This is a genomic window from Aquirufa sp. HETE-40SA (assembly GCF_054558635.1).
Map to the genome: position 1 here is coordinate 399,330 of NZ_JBPXKN010000002.1, position 20,536 is coordinate 419,865.

Below are 20,536 nucleotides of genomic sequence, written 5' to 3' on the forward strand. Positions count from 1 at the left end.
TTATAATTTAGACGCTATTCTTAATTTAGCGCTTCTAGAGCGCGGGTTTAATTTCAATTCTTCTTCCGAGGCGGTGATTGGTTTGCGAATCACCGACTCCAAGGGGCGGTGTACCACCCCGAACAAATCCTTATCTTCTTTCCCTTGCACATTCCCTGCTTTAATAAAATTCTTCACCAAACGATCCTCTAACGAATGAAACGACATGATGACTAATCTACCTTCTGGTTTCAAAACGGTTGGGGCTTGTGCTAAAAATTCTTCGATGACGGCTAGCTCTTGATTCACTTCAATTCGAATCGCCTGAAAGACCTGAGCGAAGTATTTAAACTCCCGGTGTTTAGGAGCTAATTTATTCAAAATTTCTTTAAATTCCTGCGTGGTCTCTAGGGCTTTTCTTGTACGGGCTTGTATAATAGCTTGGGCCAAAGTTCGGGCATTTTTCACTTCCCCATACATGCCTAAAATGCGTTGTAATTCGTCAGCAGAATAGCTGTTCAATAATTCCGCAGCAGTCATAGACGCCGAGGGTCCCATCCGCATGTCCAAAGGGCCATCAAAACGAATCGAAAAGCCTCTTTCAGGTGCATCTAATTGAAAGGAGGATACTCCAAAATCCGCTAAAATACCATCTACCTGTTTCACGCGTTGCAACCGCAAATATTTCTCTAAGTGGCGGAAATTTGCCGTAATTAATGTTAAACGCTCGTCATCGATCTTTTCTGCCTGCTCCCACGCATCGGGATCTTGGTCAAAAGAAAACAATCTTCCCTCTGGACCCAGTTTAGCTAGAATTGCTTTAGAATGTCCTCCTCCTCCAAAGGTCACATCCACATAAGTACCCGAAGGATCAATGTGTAAACCATCGATGCATTCGTGCAACATGACGGAGGTATGGTAGGTGTTTTCTGACATATTTTTGGCTGAAAACAAAAATACAAATTATCCCTCGGCTATGCCATCAAATTATGAATTTGTAGCGGTTTTTTTTGTGACTAGTTTCGAACCCGTATCTTTGCCCAAACGCCTTTCAAATACCTGAATGAAAAAGATACTTCTACTTTTAATCTTGAGCTCATTTTATTGCACTGCACAATCTCCGTTGACGGGATTTTGGCGAGCGGAAATTTCTACACATGGAGGGCCATTACCTTTTCAATTTGAAGTAAATGCGGGATCAGTTCCTGGACAATGGGATATTAAATTGATCAATGGATCCGAAAAATCAAGCCTAGGTGAATCCTATTTAAGAGCGGACTCCTTAGTAGTTCCATTTGATTTATATGAATCAGAATTAGTCTTTGACATTTCAAAAACCTCAGAGATGAAGGGGTTTTTCGTCAAGAAAAAAAATGGAAGTACCCTATTTAAACTAGCTGTTACAGCAAAATCAGGCATCGCAGACCGGTTTTTAAACCTTAAGCCAGCAACGGTAAACGTCAGCGGCAAATGGATGGCCGATTTCTTTAACGATGCCACAAACCATAGTCCAGGAGTAGGCGTGTTCGAACAAAACGGCAGCCAAGTGAGTGGAACTGTTTTACGCATCTCAGGTGATTACCGATTTCTGCAAGGAAATGTCAGTGGAGACAGCTTATTGCTTAGTTATTTCGATGGTAGCAACTTGTATTTAATAAAAACCAAAATTACAGGCACTAAACTCGCTGGAAAATTCACCTCTGGATTAAATGGTGAAAGAAATATGCTTGCCTCACTTAACCCAGCAGCGGCTTTACCGGATTTGAAGAAATTGAGCTTCCTAAAACCAGGTTACGACCGAATCGATTTCAAATTACCTACTACGTCAGGCGAGCTTATTAGTTTGCAAGATGAGCGCTTCAAAAATAAAGTGGTCGTTATTGAATTAATGGGGTCTTGGTGTCCAAACTGTTTGGATGAGTCAAGGTATTTGTCTCCTTTTTACAAGAAATACAAGGATAAAGGCGTAGAGGTGATAGGTCTTTCCTTTGAAAATTCAGCAGACCTAGCGATTTCTGGTCCGAAAATAAATAACTTCCAAAAGAAAATCGGCATCAGCTATCCCCTCCTATTTGCAGGTACGGCAGAGGACAAAACGATTGCTCAAGTGCTACCTATGCTTGGTAAGATGAACGGCTATCCGACCACTTTTATCATCGATAAAAAAGGAATTGTTAGAGTGATTCAAACCGGATTCTCCGGGCCTGGAACCGGGAAATATTATGTGGATTGGATTGCTGAATTTGAGCATACGATTCAGAGCCTTTTAGCTGAGAAATAATGAAAATTCTAGCCCTAATTTGCCTTATTCCCTTTTCTGCATTTGCAGAGAAACCGTCTTTTAAAAAGTGGAAGACTCCTCTAGCTTTAGGTATCGCAAGTGGATTAACCTACAACCCATTTGCAAAACAGATTCAAACGAAAATTGTGGCTCAGGGTCATGTCACTCCACTGGATGACTATATTCAATACGGACCTGCAGCGATGTATGTGGGCTTAAATATCGCTGAATTTAAGAGCAAAGAAGAGGCTTTCGATCAAGCAGGAGTATTTCTTCTAGGTACCGGAATTTATGTAGCGACTACTCAAGGATTAAAATTAGCGATCACAGAGGCTAGACCTGACGGAACGGAAAAAACGTTCTCTTCTGGCCATACAGCCACCGCCTTTTTCGGAGCGACTATTTTAGCGCATGAATACCGAGATACACATCCCGAATTTGTCATTGCTGGATATGCTTTGGCCACCGCAACTGGGGCTTTACGCATCGCAAACAATAAGCATTGGGTAACAGATGTGTTAATGGGTTCGGCTATTGGTATCGCTTCGGCAGAATTAGCCTATATATTGTACCCTAAAGTGCGTACACAATGGCAAAAACTGAATCGTTTTACCTTGACACCTCAAGTGGCACCAGCGTATTATGGTGCGCGTATGACTGTTGGATTTTAGTGCAATAGTAAATACAAGCCAGCACCTGCAAAATACCCCATTAAGGCAAGAAAGCCTATTTTTTTCAGGTACCAGCCGAATTCGATTTTCTCCATTCCCATGACGGCAACTCCTGCTGCAGATCCAATTATCAGGATACTACCACCCGTTCCGGCACAGAATGCCAAGTATTCCCACATCGTGTGATCCATCGGAAAATCAGTCAACGTATACATTCCCATCGTAGCTGCCACAAGAGGTACATTATCAACCACGGCAGAAGCCAAACCAATGATGGTGACGATTAGGTTTTGATTACCTAATGCGTGTGCTAATTGATCAGAAAGTGCGTGCAAATAACCGAAAGACTCCAAACCGCCAATGGCTAAAAGAATTCCCAAGAAAAAGAGAATGCTGGAGGTATCTATTTTAGTTAAGGCATAACCCACACTCAAATGCTTTTTAGCTTCCTCATCTTTTTCTGAATGCAATAGTTCTGACAAAATCCAAACCAAACCCAAGGCCAACAAAATACCCATATAGGGAGGCAAATGAGTTAATGTTTTGAAGATGGGAACACCAATTAAGGACCCTGCACCCGCGAAAAGCATGATCTTTCCATCTCGCTCTTCTATCGAACTTAAGGCTGCAGAGACTGCCGGCTGCCCAATAGCTTGTTTTTTCAAGACAAAAGAAGCGATGAATAAAGGGACAAATAAAGCAACCAAAGAAGGTAATAATAAACTTTGAATAATGCCGGTAGCTGATATTTGGCCTCCAATCCACAGCATCGTCGTCGTCACATCACCAATGGGTGACCAGGCACCTCCAGCATTCGCAGCGATGACTACGATACCGACAAAATACTTGCGTGTTTCCCTATGGCTAATCAACTTACGAAGCAGGGTGACCATCACGATGGAGGTTGTCAAATTGTCTAAAACGGCAGACATAAAAAAGGTGATCAAACCCACTATCCATAGCAGTTTAATCACCTTGTCAGTTTTAATTAATCGAGAGACGAAGTAGAAACCCTGGTGGGCATCGACTAATTCCACTAGCGTCATCGCACCTAACAAAAAGAATAAGATCTCCGAAGTAGACGCTAAATGATGCCCTAATTCAGTGGCATCTCCTGTAGAAATCGCATAGAGCGTCCAAACAAGTACACCGGTAACCAAGGCAGTAGCTGTTTTATTAATCTTTAGAGGATGCTCTAACGTAATAGCTAAATATCCTAGAATAAAGAAAATAATGGACGCGATTCCCATCTTATTTTAATTTAGCCACGGCCGCCTTAATGCGATCGCAAGCTTCTACTAATTGTTCGTCTGCAGCAGCAGTTGAAATACGCATGCAATCTGGTGCACCGAAACCAGAACCCGCTACTGTTGCCACAAAAGCATCGGCTAATAACCATGAACAGAAATCATCTGAATCATTGATCACCGTAGTACCATCTGTTTTTCCGAAGTAATAAGAAATATCAGGGAAGGCATAGAATGCACCCTCCGGCATATTCACTTTAAATCCTGGGATTTCACGTAATTTTTCAACCACTAATTTACGACGGCGATCATAAGCCGCTTTCATTTCGTACGCGTGATCCAATGTACCGTTAAAGGCTGCTACCGCCGCTTTTTGAGCGACCGAGTTCGTTCCTGAAGTGACTTGACCTTGTAATTTTTCAATTCCGTCTGCAATCCATTTAGCGGCTGCAATAAAACCAATTCTCCAACCTGTCATGGCGTGACCTTTCGCCACTCCATTCACCGTGATCACTCGTTCTTTGATCTCTGGAATAGATCCGATTGAAAAGTGACCACCTTGTGTGAAGTTGATGTATTCATAGATTTCATCTGCTAGGACGAAGATATTTTCGTGACGTGCTACCACGTTTGCGATATCACGCAATTCTGATTCTGTGTAAACCGATCCTGTTGGATTGTTAGGAGATGCGAACATCACCATTTTCGTTTTAGGGGTGATGGCAGCTTCAAATTGCTCTGGCGTAACTTTGAAATTATTTTCAAAAGCACCTTGAACGATCACCGAAGTTCCTTCCGCTAGTTTCACCATCTCCGAGTATGAAACCCAATACGGAGAGAAAATGATTACTTCATCGCCTGGGTTAATTAAAGCTGCAATTGCGTTTGCTAGGGAGTGTTTTGCGCCCGTGCTCACTACAATATTTTCTGAACCCCACTCTAAGTTGTTATCACGCTTTAATTTATTCGCGATCGCCATGCGCAAGTCTGGATAACCTGCAACAGGTGAATACCCGTGAAAACCATCATCAATTGCCTTTTTTGCTGCCTCACAGATGTGAGCTGGTGTTTTAAAATCCGGCTCTCCTACGGAAAGGCTGATTACTTTGTGACCTTGAGCTGCTAATTCGCGCGCTTTTTTCGTCATCCCTAAAGTAGAGGATTCTTCTAATGCTTGAATTCTTTGGGCTAATTGTGCTTGTGACATGGTATTTAGAAACGAATATTTGTATATAAAATCGACTGCAAAATTACTTTTTTGCAGACGGATAAGCTAATAAAATGTGTAAAAATTAGGCTGTAATACCTTGTGCCAAAATCGCGTAGGCCCCTTTCTCGATCTTCATCAATTCTTCGTGAGTACCTCGCTCGATGATTTCACCTTGCTGAACGACTAAAATTTGGTCAGCATGTTGGATTGTAGACAAGCGGTGCGCAATGACTAGAACCGTGCGGTTTTCCATCAAATGACTTAAAGCCTCTTGTACCAATTTTTCAGATTCGTTATCTAAAGCACTCGTTGCTTCATCCAGAATCAAGATGGGTGGATTTTTGAGAACAGCGCGGGCGATGGAGATGCGTTGTCTTTGGCCCCCTGATAATTTAGAACCCCTATCCCCGATGATCGTTTCGTAGCCTTCCGGATTCGCTGAAATAAAATCGTGTGCGTTCGCAATTTTTGCAGCAGCTTGCACCTCTGCTAAAGTGGCTTCCGCCCCAAAAGCGATGTTACTGAATATTGTATCATTGAATAAGACCGATTCCTGGGTCACAATGCCCATTAAGCCCCTTAAGTCGTCCAAAGGTATATTTTTCAGCGGTACTCCATCCAAAGTAATCACACCTGACGATGGATCGTAAAAACGAGGCAATAGATCCGCCAATGTGGACTTTCCTCCTCCAGAAGTTCCAACTAGGGCGATCGTTTTACCTTTAGGAATATCAAAACTCACTTCTTTCAACACAGAGCGCCCCTTCACATATTCGAAACCGACTTTTTGGAAGCTGATTTTATCCGTAAATACTTCCACTTTCGTAATCGGTTCTTCCGTTACGATTTCAGATTCCGTATCTAATATTTCAATAATGCGATCTGCAGAAGCTATTCCACGTTGAATGCCACTAAAAGCATCAGCGATTGACTTAGCAGGACGCATTACCTGAGAAAAAGTAGCAATGAAGGCAATAAAGGTAGAAGCCGTCAATTCACCTTCGCCGCTAATAACTAAACTACCTCCATACAATAAAATACCCGTTAGAACGAATACCCCTAAAGCTTCAGAGGTGGGTGATGTTAATTCTTGGCGAAAAACCATCCTCAACAAGGAATTTCGGTACCGATCATTTCCTGCGTAAAAGCGCGCATCCATCATTCTCTCCGCCCGAAAAGCCTTCACCACGCGCATCGCCCCGAAAGTCTCATCGAGCAAACTAATAATTCCACTCAAATGCTGCTGAACCTCGCCAGCTGCTCGCCTTAATCTTCGCGAAATTGTGGCTATGACAGACCCCGAGAGTGGTAAGATGATCAATGAAAATAAGGTAAGTTTTACCGACATACTTGCCAGGAAAACGAAGAATAAAACCAACGTAAAGATCTCTTTAAAAGTTGCCGTAAAGGCTCGGCCAATACTATTTTCCACTTCCTGAACGTCCGTCGTTAAACGAGACATCAGGTTTCCTTTTTTCTGCTCAGTGAAATAGCTTAAATCTAAACGGATGGCTCTTTCAAAAACGGCTTGACGTAACGAGAAAATGGTATCCGCTTCAACCCTTTTAAGCACTCTTTGTGAGAAATAACGGAAAAAATTCGCCAAAATCACCGAAGCCAAAATGGCTCCGCAGGCATATTGCAATGCGCCAATTCGACCAAAATTCTCCAATGCACCATAAAAATAGTGATTGAACAATAAAGAGAAATAAGAGGGGCTTAGCGAAAAAGCAGGTAGAACGCGGTAAATCTGGAAATTCTCTGGTGCTGATTGGTCAAACAGTACGTTTAGCAAAGGAATCAGCAAGGTAAAATTTAAGATGCCAAACAAACTTGCTAGCAAAGAAAACCCAAAGTATGGAATCACATACTTACGGATTGAAACGGCATAGCTCAATAAACGAAAATATGTTTTCAATGCGGCTTTTTATCAAAATTTTGGTCAAATTACGACAATTTTCAGAAACTAATCCGAATGTCGCCTTTAATTTCCATTGTAATGGCCACCTTTAATGGGGAAAAATACCTCCCAGAACAGGTCGACAGTTTACTGGCGCAAAACTATTCGAATTTAGAATTCATCTTTGTGGATGACGCCTCGACAGATCGGACTTGGGAACTACTTTCAAGCTATGCAGCTACGGATAAAAGAATTTTACTCATCCAAAATAAGCTAAATCAAGGGTATCGTAAAACATTTGAAACGGGCATTTTAAAAGCGCAAGGAGAATTTATAGCGCTTTCAGATCAAGATGATTACTGGCTTCCATCCAAAATCACTGAATTAGTTGCCGTGATTGGAGATCATTCCTTGGTGTATTCAGACTCTGAACTAGTCGATAGTTCTGGGAATCTGATGGGTAAAAAAATGTCTGACCTTAAACGACAGATTGCTTATAGCAGTCCATTAATGTACACTTTAGGGGCTTGGGCTCCTGGTCATAGTATGTTATTTCGAAAGGATCTATTGCCCTTTGCTTTACCTGTGGTAGATTTTGTTACACATGATTATTTAATTGGATTTGCGGCAACGTGTGCTAGCGGAATTACCTACCTACCCACACCCTTAGTTCATTACCGACAACACGCCACAAATACCATTGGAGCTAATTTAAACAAGACTTCCAAAAAATCTATATCGAAGAAAGAGCGGAAAGCGCTCATTTTAGCGCGACTAAACTTGATTTATGAAAGATGTCCTGTAGGACAAAACAAAGAAGTGCTGAAAAAGTTCGCTTCTGCTTGCGCTGGATCTTCCATTTCAAAAAGTATTCAAAGATTTAGTATTTTATTTACAAATCGCCAAACGATGTTAGCTTATAAAGGAAAATCTGACCTAGGAAATATACTGTATTGCTTTAAGCTACTTATTTCTATTTTCTAAAAAATAGACTTAAACGGTAATACAAATTTTTCAAATGCACCGGAATTGGAATTGGACCTTGCACAAGCGGCCCATCGAATTTCTCCCCCCTTCGTAAATAATATTTTGATAAAGTAGACGAGGTCATCCCCCACTTGCGAATAAACTGATAATAGCCCTTGTTCTGTTTCACACGCTTCACGGAAATCGATCCAAAATGGTAGACCCTACTCCGGGAAATTCCCTTAAACAAGCGGACACCTGCTTGCCAGCATTTCATCGAAAAGTCAGGATCTGAATACATCCCAGGCGTAAATTCATTCGAATAACCTCCCACTTTATCCCATAAGGAACGGTGCACCACGTTAGGCGGCCAAGTCGCTCCTTGCCAGTCTTCGAAAGGCAACGATTTATAAGTTTCTAGAAGCCTGTCTTCCTCGAAAGTGGCCATATTCCGGCCGTAATCGGCCTGAATGGAACAAGCGCTTTGGGCTTTAGGCTCGATAGCTGTGGCTGATAAAAAGAATTCCGTGTGTCCGATGAGTTCGATTTCCTCTTTCAGAAAACCGTCCCAATTAGGCAGCACGTACATATCGTCGTTCAAATACAAGAAATAATCCGCGTGTGCTAGCTTGACCATCGCGTTCATCGCATAGCAAACGCCCACATTTTCACCGCTATACGAAAAAGCAATATCCTTTTGTGATTCGACCCATTCTTTCGAGCCGTCTTTGGCCTCATTTAAATGCAAAATGATTTCAAATGAAGTGGTCGAATTTTTTCGGATGGCCGCGATGCATAATTGCAAGTAGGCCAAATTATTCCAGCTCGGAATGAGGATGGAAAAATAGGGATTAGTGGGCGCCTGGGATGCTGGGAAAAATTGAATCGACTCTTCCATTACAGCATGCGGTAGTTTTTGTATTCACCCACGCGGTAACCCGTGAGGTCTTCGATCTTCTGCAAAATCTTGCGGCGGAAAGTCATTTTCTTTTCTAATTCGACCGGATCAAAATAGAATGGCCAGTTCGATCGTGCCACGCGGTCCGCCATCACGGCTGGATGCGTGCCTTCAAATCGGAACAGGCGTTCTGCATTACCGTAATCAAACTGGTAATCTGCCGGTACATTCTCTGCTAACCAATCATCATCGTGGTAGAATTGCGTAAAGTTACGCACCTTATTATTCAGCCCTTCTGGCGGTTTCACCCAGCCATAATGATTTATATGGGCCGGAATTAATTTCACTTTTAGCTTTTGGCCGTCTTTTCTAAATCCCTGTGCATCTTTATAAGAACGAATACCCGAGTGCATTTTTACTACTCGAATTTCTCTTCTATACCAACGGCGCGAAACAGCCACGTGACCGTAGGAACCATAAAAATGGCGGTAATGAAAGAGTAGACCTTCCACGTTTTTATCCGCTAAATTCGACTCCATCGATGCTTTTATTATGGGCAAATCAGCTTCGTGTACACATTCATCGCCTTGGATGTAGAAAGCCCAATCCACATCTTGAGAAATCGCCTGAAGTGCTTTATTCGTTTCTAGGGCGAATGTGGCACCTCCGTCACGTTTCGAGTCATCCCAAACGGTCTCTAGAATTTTAATTTTATCAGAGGGAATTGATTGAATTAAGGCCAAAGTCTCATCTTCCGACTTCCCCACCGCCACCACGAACTCATCACAGATGGGCAAAATAGACGTAATGGCTTCCACGATGGCATAATCGTTCTTCACCGCATTTCGAATAAAGGTAAATCCGGCTATTTTCATCGATCGTATTTCACTTGAATACCGTGGTATTTCGTTTGTTCCACGTAATCTTTGCGCAATGGATGTCCCTCCCAGTCTTCTGGAAGCAATATTCTGCGTAAATCAGGATGACCTGTAAATTCGATGCCAAAGAAATCGAACGCCTCTCTCTCGTGCCAATCCGCCGTTCTCCAGACTGATGAAACAGAGGATACGCTAGGTTTTGCTCGATCTAAAATCACTCGCAAATGTAAAGTGATATGATTCGGGATAGAATACAAGGTATAAACAACCTCCATTTTACCCGCTTCTGGGCCTTGATCGATGGCCGTGATGCAGGAAAGAGAATCAAAATAGGTGGCTGGATTTTTCCACAAGAAATCACAAACCGGCAAAATCTGCTCCGCAGGCAAAGTCAATCGACTTAATTCCTCCTCCCACTGGGATTCGAAACCAAATTCTGCTTGCAAGAATGCTTGAATCGCTGAGAGTTCCATCCTATTTGTTTAAGGCTTCTAATATGCGTGTAGGAGCCACAAGGGTCTCCTGGCTGATCTTTTGTTGTAATTTAATGATGCCGCCTAAAAGTGCCTCGGGACGTGGAGGGCAACCCGGAACGTAGACGTCTACCGGGATAATTTTATCCACTCCTTTCACCACATGGTAGCCGTGTTCCCAGTAAGGACCTCCACAATTTGCGCAAGAACCCATGGAAATCACATAACGAGGCTCTGGCATTTGTTCGTACAGACGGCGAATGCGATCCGCCATTTTAAAGGTGACGGTTCCGGCCACAATCATCACGTCAGATTGTCGCGGGGAAGGCCTTGGGAAGACCCCAAAACGATCTAAATCATATCCTGATGCAAATGCTTGCATCATTTCAATCGCGCAACACGCTAAACCAAAACTCATGGGCCATAGCGAACTAGCCCTCGCCCAATTAAATAAATCCTCCACATTGCTCAACACAAAGCCGTCGGATTCAAATTCTTGGTCTAAAAAACTCTTCATGTTTGGGGTTATTTTCGCAATCGTTCTGTAAATATACCTAAATTCACAAAATTTTTCGTGCATGTCACTCGTACCTTTTTTCGATACTGATTTAGCTAAACTCCGCGGGATGACCCAAGCGAAGCTAACGCTGCTTCAGACCGAACTAGGGATGTTCACCTATGGTGACTTGATTCAATATTTTCCATTTCGATACGAAGACCGCACGGTAGTTCATCCCATCGCCTCCATTACGGACGAGATGGAACATGCTCAGTTTGTGGGCCGAATTCGTTTCAAAGAAAAAATAGGCGCAGGACATCGTCAACGCATTGTCGCACAAGTGTGTGATGCAACGGGTTGCATCGAAATCGTTTGGTTTCAAGGGGTAAAATGGCTCGAAAAATCCTTGAATACGGGTGTCGACTACCTCTTTTATGGCAAGCCCACCAGCTTCAATGGTACGATTCAAATGACCCACCCAGAGATGGAGGTCTACAAAGGGGAACAGGCATCGGGGAAATATTTCCAGCCCGTTTATCCCCTAACGGAGAAGCTTCGCAAGAAATACATCGACAGCAAAGCGATAGCTACCCTACAAAAAAACTTACTAGAAATTGCGTTTCCTTACATAAGAGAGACTTTGCCGGGGGATGTAACCTCTCAGTTTAAGTTAATTTCCAAGCAGGAGGCTTTATACCATATTCATTTACCCCAAAGCGAAACGTGGCTTCACCAGGCTCGCCGCAGGTTGAAATTCGAGGAGCTCTTTTATAATCAATTGCGCTTGATTAAGCAGAATTTGATTCGAAAAGTCGCTTTCCCGGGACAAGTCTTCTCTTCAGCAGCGTTATTAACGACGTTCTACCAAGAGCATATGCCTTTCGAATTAACCAATGCTCAGAAGCAGGTGATACGCGAGATTTTTGCCGATATGCGGTCTGGACAGCAGATGAATCGATTGCTACAAGGAGATGTAGGGTCTGGAAAGACGATTGTGGCCTTTATTTCCATGCTTTTGGCGATTGATAATGGGACGCAAGCCTGTTTGATGGCACCTACAGAGATTTTGGCTGACCAGCATTACCAAGGTTTAAAGCAGTTTGCCGATTTATTGGGCATCACGATTGCGAAGCTGACCGGGTCTGTCAAGAAGAAAGACCGCGTGGGATTACATGAGGATTTGCAGTCTGGGAAATTACAGATTTTGGTGGGCACACATGCTTTATTCGAGGATTCTGTACAGTTCAAGAACCTGGGAATGTGTATTATTGATGAGCAGCACCGGTTTGGGGTGGCGCAGCGGGCGAAACTTTGGGACAAAAACAAAACGTTCCATCCCCACATTTTAGTCATGACGGCGACACCGATTCCGCGGACTTTAGCTATGACGCTTTATGGAGATTTAGATATTTCGATAATTAACGAATTACCCGTGGGGCGCAAGCCTATTCAGACCACACATCGCTACGACAGTCACCGATTACAAGTATTTGGCTTTATCCAAAACGAGTTAAGCAAAGGCCGACAGATCTACATTGTCTATCCGCTGATCGAAGAATCCGAGAAAATGGACTTCAAGGACTTAATGGATGGTTACGAAAGTATTTCGCGGGCATTCCCCGAGGTTCCTTTGGGAATCTTGCACGGCAAAATGAAACCTGCTGATAAGGATATAGAGATGGCTCGTTTCGTGAAAAACGAGACAAAAATTATGGTAGCCACCACCGTGATCGAGGTAGGCGTAAATGTGCCTAACGCCTCCATTATGATCATCGAAAGCGCGGAAAGATTTGGCTTATCGCAATTACACCAGCTCAGAGGTCGGGTGGGTCGAGGAGCAGAACAAAGTTATTGCATCTTGATGACCGGCTATAAAATCAGCGCAGACACCAAAAAGCGGATCGAAACGATGGTTAAAACCAATAATGGATTCGAGATCGCCGAGGTAGATTTGCAATTGCGTGGTCCAGGAGACATTTCCGGCACCCGCCAAAGCGGTGCCATCGATTTGATGATCGCTGACCTGGCTAAAGATGGCGAAATACTAAAAGTAGCCCGGGAAACAGCCCAAAAAATCTTAGAGGAGGATCCTAATCTTGAAAAGCCTGGTTATCAAATGATCCGGGAACAAGTCCGTTCCCAGCGAAAAGACACGACCAACTGGGCAAGAATTTCTTAATTCAAATTAGGATCGTCTGGATAGGTGGAGAGTACTCTGAAATCACCACCTTTGGCATACATAATCTTACGCCATAAACGCTCATGCGACTCATCAAACACTAATTTATCATTCCCCGGATGTAAAATCCAAGCATTCGACTTCACCTCGCGCTCCAGCTGACCCGCTCCCCAACCCGAATAGCCAATAAAGAATTTAATTTCATCAAATCCGATCTCCCCAGCCACCACTTTATCGATAGCCACTTCGAAACTTCCGGACCAATAAATTCCTGGCCCTATCAACACCCCATCCGGAATTAAATCAGGCCTGCGGTGTACAAACTGCATAATCGTAGGATCCACCGGCCCTCCTGAATACAAAGGAACATCCTCCAGCACCTTCTCATCCACAAAAGAATCGAACACAATTTCTTGTTTATTATTCAGCACCAAACCGAAAGAATGTGCATTCGTGTGCTCGCAAAGCAAAATCACCGAACGATGAAAAGAGGGGTCCTCTAAGAAGGGCTCGGCTAACAAAAGCATGCCGGGTTCTAAATCCTCCACAGAATAATTCGGGTGCATAGCGCAGAAATTAGTAATTTTAAGAGATGATCACTCAGCTCTTCCTTTCTTTAGGCGGCAATCTAGGAAATACCCGGGAAATTTTCGAGGGTGCCTACCCGCTAATTGAAAAAAAAATAGGAAAAATTTCGGTTTACTCCTCCATTTACCAAACCGAAGCCTGGGGACCCATCCCACAAGCTGACTTCTTAAATCAAGTTTTATTAGTGAGTACTGGGCTGCAACCTCAAGCTTGTTTAGGAGAATTACTTGCCATCGAACGGGAGTTTGGAAGAGAGCGGAAAGAACGCTGGGGACCGCGAACGCTTGATTTAGATATTTTATTTTTTGGGGATATGATCATCGCAGAATCCGATTTGAGTATTCCACATCCGCGTATCGCTGAACGTAAGTTTATTCTAGCTCCGCTGGCAGAGATAGCACCCTCTTTTACATACCCTGCTTCGAACAAAACTATGCTAGCCTTATTAGAAGAATGCGAAGATAGCAGCCAGGTTAATCGTTCTGTTTAGGAAATTTCCAACTTTTCGAGGTAATGCGTTCATAGAACTTTTCGTACAGGGGCAAGATCTTTACGATATCAAATTCCTGCGCACGTTTCAGGGCATTCGCCTTCATTTGATCATGCAATAAAGGGTCAGATAGCATTTTAATGGCATTAGCCGCCATATCTTCCACATCACCTACTTCACTTACGTAACCAGTTACCCCGTGAATATTTACTTCTGGAATACCGCCGGCATTGGATGAAATAATAGGTACTTCGCAGGCCATCGCTTCTAAGGCAGCTAGACCGAAACTTTCTTTTTCAGAGGTGAGTAAAAATAGATCCGCTAAAGACAAAGCCTCCTCAATCCCGTCCATCTTCCCTAAGAAACGGACATCGCATTGCACCTCCAGTTCACGACATAAAACTTCAATTCCTGAACGTTCCGGACCATCACCGATTAAGACTAATTTTGCAGGAATCTTTTTGCGCACTAGCGCAAAAACGCGGACGATATCCTCAATACGCTTCACTTTCCGAAAGTTCGACGTGTGCATTAACAGCTTCTCGCCGTTCGGACAAAGGGATTTCTTAAAGTGCTCGTGTGGACGTTTTTGGAAACGTTGTAAATCGATAAAATTGGGAATTACTTCGATATGACTCAAAATCTCAAATTCATCATACGTATCATTCTTCAAACTTTCTGAAACAGCTGTTACCCCATCGGATTCATTAATCGAGAAAGTAACCACCGGCTCAAAAGACGGATCACGACCTACTAACGTAATATCAGTACCGTGCAAAGTGGTGATGACCGGCACGTGAATGCCCTTGTATTTCAAAATCTGCTTGGCTAAATAAGCAGCTGAAGCATGCGGAATCGCGTAATGCACGTGGATTAAATCCAACTTCTCATTGATGGTAACATCCACCATTTTACTGGCTAAGGCAGACTCATAAGGCAGGTATTCGAATAAGGGGTAAGAAGCCACAGAAACTTCGTGGTAAAAGATATTCTCCGAAAAAATATCCAATCTCGGGGGTTGCGTATACGTAATAAAGTGTACTTCATGACCTGCCAATGCTAATGCTTTGCCCAGTTCTGTTGCCACCACACCACTTCCGCCATACGTCGGATAACAAACGATCCCTATTTTCATGCCTTAAATTTAGCTGAAAGAATGTAAATTTGTAATAAACAACTGATAACCTTTGAAAAATCTCGTCCTATTTGCGTCTGGTTCTGGTTCTAATGCCGAAAATATCATCGAACATTTCAAAGGATCCGATCAAGTTCGAATCACTCACATTTACTGCAATAACCCTTCAGCGGGGATTATTCAGCGAGCAGAGCGATTAGGTGTGCCATGCCGCGTTTTTGACAGAGAATCCTATAAGAACGGAACGGTGTTAAAAGAAGTTCAATCGCTGCGGACGGATTGGATTATTTTAGCCGGATTTTTATGGTTGATACCAGCTGATTTCGTCAAGGCCTTCCCTCAAAGAATCGTGAATATTCACCCGGCCTTATTGCCTAAATTTGGCGGGAAAGGCATGTACGGACATTTCGTACATGAGGCAGTCGTATCATCAGGCGAAAAGGAATCGGGGATAACTATTCACTACGTAAACGAGCACTATGATGAAGGTGCAACCATCTTCCAGAGCTCTTTCCCGGTGTTACCGAGTGATACTCCAGAAGATGTCGCTAAAAAAGGTCAGGTATTAGAGCACCGCGATTTCCCTAAGGTGATCGAATCGCTTGTTTTACCAGCCTCCTCCTAATACGCGGTATAAAGTAATGGCGCGCATCCATTGATTTCGAGATATTTCTAAGAGCTCTAATTCCGAGCGCAAGGCGTTTTGTTGTGCCGTCAATACCTCTAAATAGCTTGCGTTAGCTGTTAAGAAGAGGGTTCCGACCGTATTAATCGCTCCTTTAGTTAATAAAACTTCCCGTTGTTTTAGCTGCTGTTGTTTTTGTAAATAGGCCAAAGATTTAACTTGGGTATCCCATTCCAAATAACCTTTCACTAACGCATTTTGGTAGGCTAAATCATGTGACTTCCAAGAGGACTCGGTTCGCAACATGTCTGCAGTAATCGCCGAACGATTTAACCAAGGCGTCGTTATTCCTCCTAACAATTGATAGGCCATGGAAGCAGGTAGTTGAAAGAGGTAGGCCGGCTGAAAACCTTGCACCCCTAAAATGCCCGATAAAACAATCGATGGTTTTAGGGCCAAAGCAGCACTTTCCTTCGTCTCAAACGCCGCCATCAAATTTAACTTCGCTTGTTTGATATCTGGCCTACGCCCTAATTGATCTATTTTCAATTGAGCAAACAAAGTCGTATCCAAGGCGCATTGAAAAGGAAATTTCGATCGCTGAATGGAGGTATTGGGCTTGTTTAACAGCAAGCGAATGTCATTTTCTAAACTCGTGATTTGCTGCAATACATTCCCCTCTTGCGCACGGGAGTTCAACCACTGCGCTTCCAGTTGCTGCACCGCAGATTCATTCACCGATCCAGCTTCCTTTTGCACTTGGACTAATTCGAAAGCTTTGCGTTGAATTTCGATATTGGTTTTCAAAATATCGAGCTCCTTATCTAAGGCGATCAATTGCCCATAGGCATTAGCCACCTCCGCCACTAGTGAGGTAATCAACCATTGCTGCCCTGACTCCGTTGCTAAATACCGAAGAGCACTCGCCTTCCTTCGTTTGGCTAACTTACCCCAAATATCTAACTCCCAACTGGATTGAAGCCCAATTTGTAGATCAGGCAGATGTTCCGGAATAATCTGATCACGGGTAATGTTCGTAGAGAATTGCGTGTCATAATTACCTACACCATCCATGGTATATTTACCAAAGCGCCTTAAACTGGGCTGAACAATTCCATTGACGGTAGGTTTCATCAATCCTCTTTGGTAACCAAAATCCGCTTTCGCCATCGCTAGCTGCAGAAATCCAATCTTGATATCGTTACTGCGGACTAATACCGAATCTATCAATTGAACAAGTAAGGTATCCCGCTTCCAACATTCTTGTACATCAGAAACAGACTTTTCCTCTTCAGGATCTCGGTAAGTACTTAACTCCGACTGTAATTTGTACTGCTCCTTGAGTAGACCCGAGGTGCACGAACTTAGAGCAAATACAAAACAAAAAGCAACTAAACTATTTCTCATTTTTAGACCATTTAGCCGAGAGTGTAGCGAAAACCACATACAAACCCGGGATTACTAATAAACCTCCCACTGTACCTAAAATCATCCCTCCAGCAGAAGCTGTTCCAATGGTTCTATTTCCAATCGCACCTGCGCCAGAAGCAATCATCAACGGAATTAAGCCCGCGACAAAGGCAAAAGAAGTCATCAAAATGGGGCGCAAACGAGAGAAAGCTCCCTCTTTCGCCGCTTCGATAATCGATGCCCCTTCCTTCTGTTTCGCAATGGCGAACTCAACGATTAGAATGGCATTCTTTCCTAATAAACCGATTAACATCACGAGCGCTACTTGGGCATAAATGTTGTTTTGCAAGCCAAATAGATACAAGAACGCGTAGGTTCCCATCGCACCCATCGGCAAGAATAGTAGCACTGGAAATGGCAATAAGAAGGATTCATATTGCGCGGCCAGCAAGAGATACACGAATAACAAACAGATCGCGAAAATGAAAATGGCCTGATTTCCTGCCAAATCTTCCTCCCGCGTCATGCCCGACCACTCCAACGTATACCCGCGCGGTAAACTCTTCAAAGCCTGTGCTCGGATGATATCCAACACCGCTCCTGAAGAAAATCCGGGTGCCGGTTCGCCATTCACCATCGCCGATGTAAACATGTTGTAACGGGTAAATTGCTCCGGTCCGTAGACACGCTTCATTTTGACGAAAGAGGAATAAGGCACCATTTCGCCGTCCTTGTTTTTAGCATAAAACTTCAGCACATCATCTGGATGCGCGCGATAACGCGGATCCACTTGGACCATCACTTTGTACATTTGGCCAAAGCGGATGAAGTTGGTTGCGTAGAAACTACCCAACAAGGTCTGCAGGTTATCCATGGCCGGAAGCACATTCACGCCTTTTTGCGCGGCAGCTTCTTGGTCTACTTCCAACATATACTGTGGAAAGAACGGGTCAAAACTCGAGAACGTATTCTGAATTTCAGGCGCCTCATTAAGTTTTTTAGCAAACTCATTTGATACGGATGCGAGCTTTTGCAAATCCCCCGAACCAGTTCGATCCTGAATTCTAAATTCAAAACCAGACGCGTTTCCAAAACCCGGAACAGCCGGCGGAGGGAAAAACTGAATGCTGGCATCCTTGATTCCATTCGTCTTCGAACGAATGATTTCCGTTAATTCATCTACGGTCTCTTTACGCTCCTCCCAAGGTTTCAAGGTGATAATTCCCGTTCCATAAGAAGCTCCAGAACCATCGGTCAACAAACTAAATCCGGCCAAAGTAGAAAAGGACTCAATCGCATCTACCCCTTTAATCGATTTGTAGACCTGATCCATCACACTTTCGGTACGCTCTAAGGTCGCTCCAGCCGGAGTCGTCGCATTCACATACAAGGTTCCCTGATCTTCCGAAGGAATAAATCCACTCGGAACGATACCCGATAGAACAGCTGTTCCCACCACAGATCCAAGCAAAATCAACCACATCAACAACCGCTTACTGATCAGCACACCTACCCAAACCAAATACTTTTGAGCGATTTGATCATAGCGGTGATTGAAAGCATGGAAGAATTTACCGAGTAAGTTCTTCTGGTTATGCTCTGGCTTTTTCAACAACAACACGCAAAGTGCCGGAGTTAAGGTCAAAGCCGTTAAGCCCGATAAAGCAATCGATATTGCCATCGTTACCGAGAACTGTCGGAAGAATACCCCGATCGGCCCCGAAAGAAAGGCTACCGGAACAAACACCGCTCCCATCACCAAGGTAATCGCTAAAATCGCTCCAGAAATCTCGTGCATTGCCTCTTGCGTGGCGGCAAGAACAGGCATGTCTTTTTCCTCCATTTTGGCATGGACCGCCTCTACGACGACAATCGCATTATCCACCACAATACCGATGGCTAATACCAGAGAGAATAGGGTCAATAAGTTAATGGAGAACCCAAAGGCCAACATAAACGTAAACGTACCAACCAAGGAAACCGGCACCGCAATGATGGGCACGAGCGTCGCCCGCCAATCTTGCAAGAAGATAAATACCACGAGCGCTACCAATAAAAAGGCCTCCAATAAAGTCTTGATTACCTCTTGAATCGAGGCATCTAGGAAACGAGACACGTCATACGAAATCGTGAAACCCATACCTGGTGGGAAGGTTGTCGTCTTCAATTCTGCTAAGCGTTTCTTTACATTCTCAATGACCTCCGCGGCGTTCGAACCTGGTCGTTGCTTTAATAAAATCGCAGCGGACGGTCGGCCATTTTCTTTCGAAAGTACATCGTAATCCAATGACCCAAACTCCACGTCGGCTAAATCCTTCAAGCGTAAAATTTGGCCCGTCTCGGTTGCCTTGATAACCAAATTCTCATACTGTGCCACCTGGGTAAACTTCCCGGTGTAACGCATCACATATTGCAAGGCTTGCGGATGCTTGCCGGAGCTTTCTCCAATTTTACCTGGGGCGGCCTCCACGTTTTGATTGCGCAAGGCCTGAATGACATCTTCAGCTGAGAGCTTGTAGGCAAAGAGACGATCTGGATGTAACCAAATACGCATGGCATATTCTCTTTGGCCCATAATATCCGCAAAACCAACTCCATCAATACGCTTGAGCTCGGGCAGTACGTTGATGTCGGCAAAGTTAAAAATGAACTTCTCATCGATATCAGTATCCTCACTCAATAGGTTCACGTACAACAACATACTATTCACCTCTTTCTCGGTGATTACTCCGGCCTTAATAACCTCTTCGGGTAATTCGTCTAGTACGGTTTGCACACGTGTTTGCACGTTTACCGCGGCCACGTCAGGGTCAGTACCAACCTGAAAATAGACTTGAATAATACTCGTTCCGTCATTACCTGAAACGGAAGTCATGTAGGTCATCCCAGCCACCCCGTTGATGGCGCGCTCAAGTGGCGTCACCACGGCTTTCGCACATACTTCGGCATTTGCTCCCGTATACTTGGTGGTCACCGTTACCGCAGGCGGAACAATATCCGGAAACTGCGTAATGGGCAATTGCTTCATGGCAATCACCCCTAAAATCACGATAAATATCGATACAACGATCGATAATACCGGTCGGGTTATAAATTGTTGGACCATG

18 protein-coding genes are annotated in these 20,536 nt (G+C 43.8%); 6 read left to right on the forward strand and 12 right to left on the reverse strand.

The features are described 5' to 3' along the window. The gene (rsmH, locus tag ACRZ9O_RS07150; protein WP_459457753.1) at nt 1-915 is read right to left on the reverse strand and encodes a 16S rRNA (cytosine(1402)-N(4))-methyltransferase RsmH; all 915 of its coding nucleotides are present in this window, start codon (nt 913-915) and stop codon (nt 1-3) included. Between the two features lie 127 nt (nt 916-1,042). Between rsmH and ACRZ9O_RS07155 the strand changes: the two genes are divergently transcribed. Together ACRZ9O_RS07155 and ACRZ9O_RS07160 are read left to right on the forward strand one after the other, a co-directional pair. Next, complete coding sequence (locus ACRZ9O_RS07155; RefSeq protein WP_459457755.1) at nt 1,043-2,260, forward strand: peroxiredoxin family protein; 1,218 nt, start codon at nt 1,043-1,045, stop codon at nt 2,258-2,260. Then, nucleotides 2,260-2,931, forward strand: a complete 672-nt coding sequence (locus tag ACRZ9O_RS07160; RefSeq protein ID WP_459457757.1) for a phosphatase PAP2 family protein — start codon at nt 2,260-2,262, stop codon at nt 2,929-2,931. Before ACRZ9O_RS07155 ends, ACRZ9O_RS07160 begins: the two co-directional genes overlap by 1 nt. Here the strand turns inward: ACRZ9O_RS07160 and nhaD are convergent. The 3 genes from nhaD to ACRZ9O_RS07175 form a co-directional block, all read right to left on the reverse strand. Continuing rightward, a complete protein-coding gene (gene nhaD / locus ACRZ9O_RS07165) occupies nt 2,928-4,181 on the reverse strand; it encodes a sodium:proton antiporter NhaD (protein ID WP_459457759.1) in 1,254 nt (417 codons plus the stop codon). The genes ACRZ9O_RS07160 and nhaD overlap by 4 nt on opposite strands. A 1-nt stretch (nt 4,182) precedes the next feature. Beyond that, nucleotides 4,183-5,385 carry a pyridoxal phosphate-dependent aminotransferase gene (locus tag ACRZ9O_RS07170; RefSeq protein ID WP_459457761.1) on the reverse strand — a complete coding sequence of 401 codons (1,203 nt, stop codon included), beginning with the start codon at nt 5,383-5,385 and terminating at the stop codon, nt 4,183-4,185. Between the two features lie 85 nt (nt 5,386-5,470). Then, nucleotides 5,471-7,306 (reverse strand): ABC transporter ATP-binding protein, encoded by a 1,836-nt coding sequence (locus ACRZ9O_RS07175; protein ID WP_459457763.1) that lies wholly within the window; start codon nt 7,304-7,306, stop codon nt 5,471-5,473. Between the two features lie 57 nt (nt 7,307-7,363). Here ACRZ9O_RS07175 and ACRZ9O_RS07180 point away from each other — a divergent pair, with 57 nt between their 5' ends. Next, nucleotides 7,364-8,272, forward strand: a complete 909-nt coding sequence (locus ACRZ9O_RS07180; protein WP_459457765.1) for a glycosyltransferase — start codon at nt 7,364-7,366, stop codon at nt 8,270-8,272. Here ACRZ9O_RS07180 and ACRZ9O_RS07185 read toward each other — a convergent pair. The 4 genes from ACRZ9O_RS07185 to ACRZ9O_RS07200 are packed head-to-tail and all read right to left on the reverse strand — an operon-like array spanning nt 8,262 to nt 11,020. Then, nucleotides 8,262-9,152, reverse strand: coding sequence for a glycosyltransferase family 2 protein (locus ACRZ9O_RS07185; RefSeq protein WP_459457767.1), 891 nt, complete (start codon nt 9,150-9,152; stop codon nt 8,262-8,264). The genes ACRZ9O_RS07180 and ACRZ9O_RS07185 overlap by 11 nt on opposite strands. Next, nucleotides 9,152-10,027, reverse strand: a complete 876-nt coding sequence (locus ACRZ9O_RS07190; RefSeq protein ID WP_459457769.1) for a glycosyltransferase family protein — start codon at nt 10,025-10,027, stop codon at nt 9,152-9,154. Before ACRZ9O_RS07190 ends, ACRZ9O_RS07185 begins: the two co-directional genes overlap by 1 nt. Next, complete coding sequence (locus tag ACRZ9O_RS07195) at nt 10,024-10,503, reverse strand: NADH-quinone oxidoreductase subunit C (protein WP_459457771.1); 480 nt, start codon at nt 10,501-10,503, stop codon at nt 10,024-10,026. Before ACRZ9O_RS07195 ends, ACRZ9O_RS07190 begins: the two co-directional genes overlap by 4 nt. Before the next feature lies 1 nt (nt 10,504). Then, the gene (locus ACRZ9O_RS07200; RefSeq protein WP_130922779.1) at nt 10,505-11,020 is read right to left on the reverse strand and encodes an NADH-quinone oxidoreductase subunit B; all 516 of its coding nucleotides are present in this window, start codon (nt 11,018-11,020) and stop codon (nt 10,505-10,507) included. 61 nt (nt 11,021-11,081) lie between these two features. On the opposite strand from ACRZ9O_RS07200, the gene recG reads away from it, so the two are divergent. Beyond that, on the forward strand, nt 11,082-13,181 hold the full coding sequence (recG, locus tag ACRZ9O_RS07205) for an ATP-dependent DNA helicase RecG (protein WP_459457773.1): 2,100 nt from the start codon (nt 11,082-11,084) through the stop codon (nt 13,179-13,181). On the opposite strand, the gene ACRZ9O_RS07210 is transcribed toward recG, so the two are convergent. Further along, a complete protein-coding gene (locus ACRZ9O_RS07210) occupies nt 13,178-13,747 on the reverse strand; it encodes a YqgE/AlgH family protein (protein ID WP_459457775.1) in 570 nt (189 codons plus the stop codon). The two genes, recG and ACRZ9O_RS07210, sit on opposite strands and share 4 nt — an antisense overlap. Before the next feature lie 26 nt (nt 13,748-13,773). Between ACRZ9O_RS07210 and folK the strand changes: the two genes are divergently transcribed. After that, nucleotides 13,774-14,259, forward strand: a complete 486-nt coding sequence (folK, locus tag ACRZ9O_RS07215; protein WP_459457777.1) for a 2-amino-4-hydroxy-6-hydroxymethyldihydropteridine diphosphokinase — start codon at nt 13,774-13,776, stop codon at nt 14,257-14,259. Here folK and bshA read toward each other — a convergent pair. Continuing rightward, nucleotides 14,243-15,394 (reverse strand): N-acetyl-alpha-D-glucosaminyl L-malate synthase BshA, encoded by a 1,152-nt coding sequence (gene bshA / locus ACRZ9O_RS07220; RefSeq protein WP_459457779.1) that lies wholly within the window; start codon nt 15,392-15,394, stop codon nt 14,243-14,245. The two genes, folK and bshA, sit on opposite strands and share 17 nt — an antisense overlap. Nucleotides 15,395-15,446: 52 nt before the next feature. Between bshA and purN the strand changes: the two genes are divergently transcribed. Next, nucleotides 15,447-16,019: a phosphoribosylglycinamide formyltransferase gene (gene purN / locus ACRZ9O_RS07225; protein ID WP_459457781.1), complete on the forward strand. Its 573-nt coding sequence runs from the start codon at nt 15,447-15,449 to the stop codon at nt 16,017-16,019. Here purN and ACRZ9O_RS07230 read toward each other — a convergent pair. Continuing rightward, nucleotides 16,002-17,426, reverse strand: a complete 1,425-nt coding sequence (locus tag ACRZ9O_RS07230; protein ID WP_459457783.1) for a TolC family protein — start codon at nt 17,424-17,426, stop codon at nt 16,002-16,004. The genes purN and ACRZ9O_RS07230 overlap by 18 nt on opposite strands. Then, nucleotides 17,416-20,535 carry an efflux RND transporter permease subunit gene (locus ACRZ9O_RS07235; protein ID WP_459457785.1) on the reverse strand — a complete coding sequence of 1,040 codons (3,120 nt, stop codon included), beginning with the start codon at nt 20,533-20,535 and terminating at the stop codon, nt 17,416-17,418. The genes ACRZ9O_RS07230 and ACRZ9O_RS07235 overlap by 11 nt, the downstream gene beginning before the upstream one ends. Nucleotide 20,536: the final 1 nt, after the last annotated feature.

Bases quoted from the DNA above. Each gene is read 5' to 3' on its own strand.
- ACRZ9O_RS07195 (WP_459457771.1), bottom strand. From the start codon at position 10,503: ATGGAACTCTCAGCGATTCAAGCATTCTTGCAAGCAGAATTTGGTTTC.
- ACRZ9O_RS07235 (WP_459457785.1), bottom strand. From the start codon at position 20,535: ATGGTCCAACAATTTATAACCCGACCGGTATTATCGATCGTTGTATCG.
- ACRZ9O_RS07230 (WP_459457783.1), bottom strand. From the start codon at position 17,426: ATGAGAAATAGTTTAGTTGCTTTTTGTTTTGTATTTGCTCTAAGTTCG.
- ACRZ9O_RS07185 (WP_459457767.1), bottom strand. From the start codon at position 9,152: ATGGAAGAGTCGATTCAATTTTTCCCAGCATCCCAGGCGCCCACTAAT.
- ACRZ9O_RS07170 (WP_459457761.1), bottom strand. From the start codon at position 5,385: ATGTCACAAGCACAATTAGCCCAAAGAATTCAAGCATTAGAAGAATCC.
- rsmH (WP_459457753.1), bottom strand. From the start codon at position 915: ATGTCAGAAAACACCTACCATACCTCCGTCATGTTGCACGAATGCATC.
- ACRZ9O_RS07160 (WP_459457757.1), top strand. From the start codon at position 2,260: ATGAAAATTCTAGCCCTAATTTGCCTTATTCCCTTTTCTGCATTTGCA.
- ACRZ9O_RS07190 (WP_459457769.1), bottom strand. From the start codon at position 10,027: ATGAAAATAGCCGGATTTACCTTTATTCGAAATGCGGTGAAGAACGAT.
- recG (WP_459457773.1), top strand. From the start codon at position 11,082: ATGTCACTCGTACCTTTTTTCGATACTGATTTAGCTAAACTCCGCGGG.
- nhaD (WP_459457759.1), bottom strand. From the start codon at position 4,181: ATGGGAATCGCGTCCATTATTTTCTTTATTCTAGGATATTTAGCTATT.
- ACRZ9O_RS07210 (WP_459457775.1), bottom strand. From the start codon at position 13,747: ATGCACCCGAATTATTCTGTGGAGGATTTAGAACCCGGCATGCTTTTG.
- ACRZ9O_RS07155 (WP_459457755.1), top strand. From the start codon at position 1,043: ATGAAAAAGATACTTCTACTTTTAATCTTGAGCTCATTTTATTGCACT.
- folK (WP_459457777.1), top strand. From the start codon at position 13,774: ATGATCACTCAGCTCTTCCTTTCTTTAGGCGGCAATCTAGGAAATACC.
- bshA (WP_459457779.1), bottom strand. From the start codon at position 15,394: ATGAAAATAGGGATCGTTTGTTATCCGACGTATGGCGGAAGTGGTGTG.
- ACRZ9O_RS07180 (WP_459457765.1), top strand. From the start codon at position 7,364: ATGTCGCCTTTAATTTCCATTGTAATGGCCACCTTTAATGGGGAAAAA.
- ACRZ9O_RS07200 (WP_130922779.1), bottom strand. From the start codon at position 11,020: ATGAAGAGTTTTTTAGACCAAGAATTTGAATCCGACGGCTTTGTGTTG.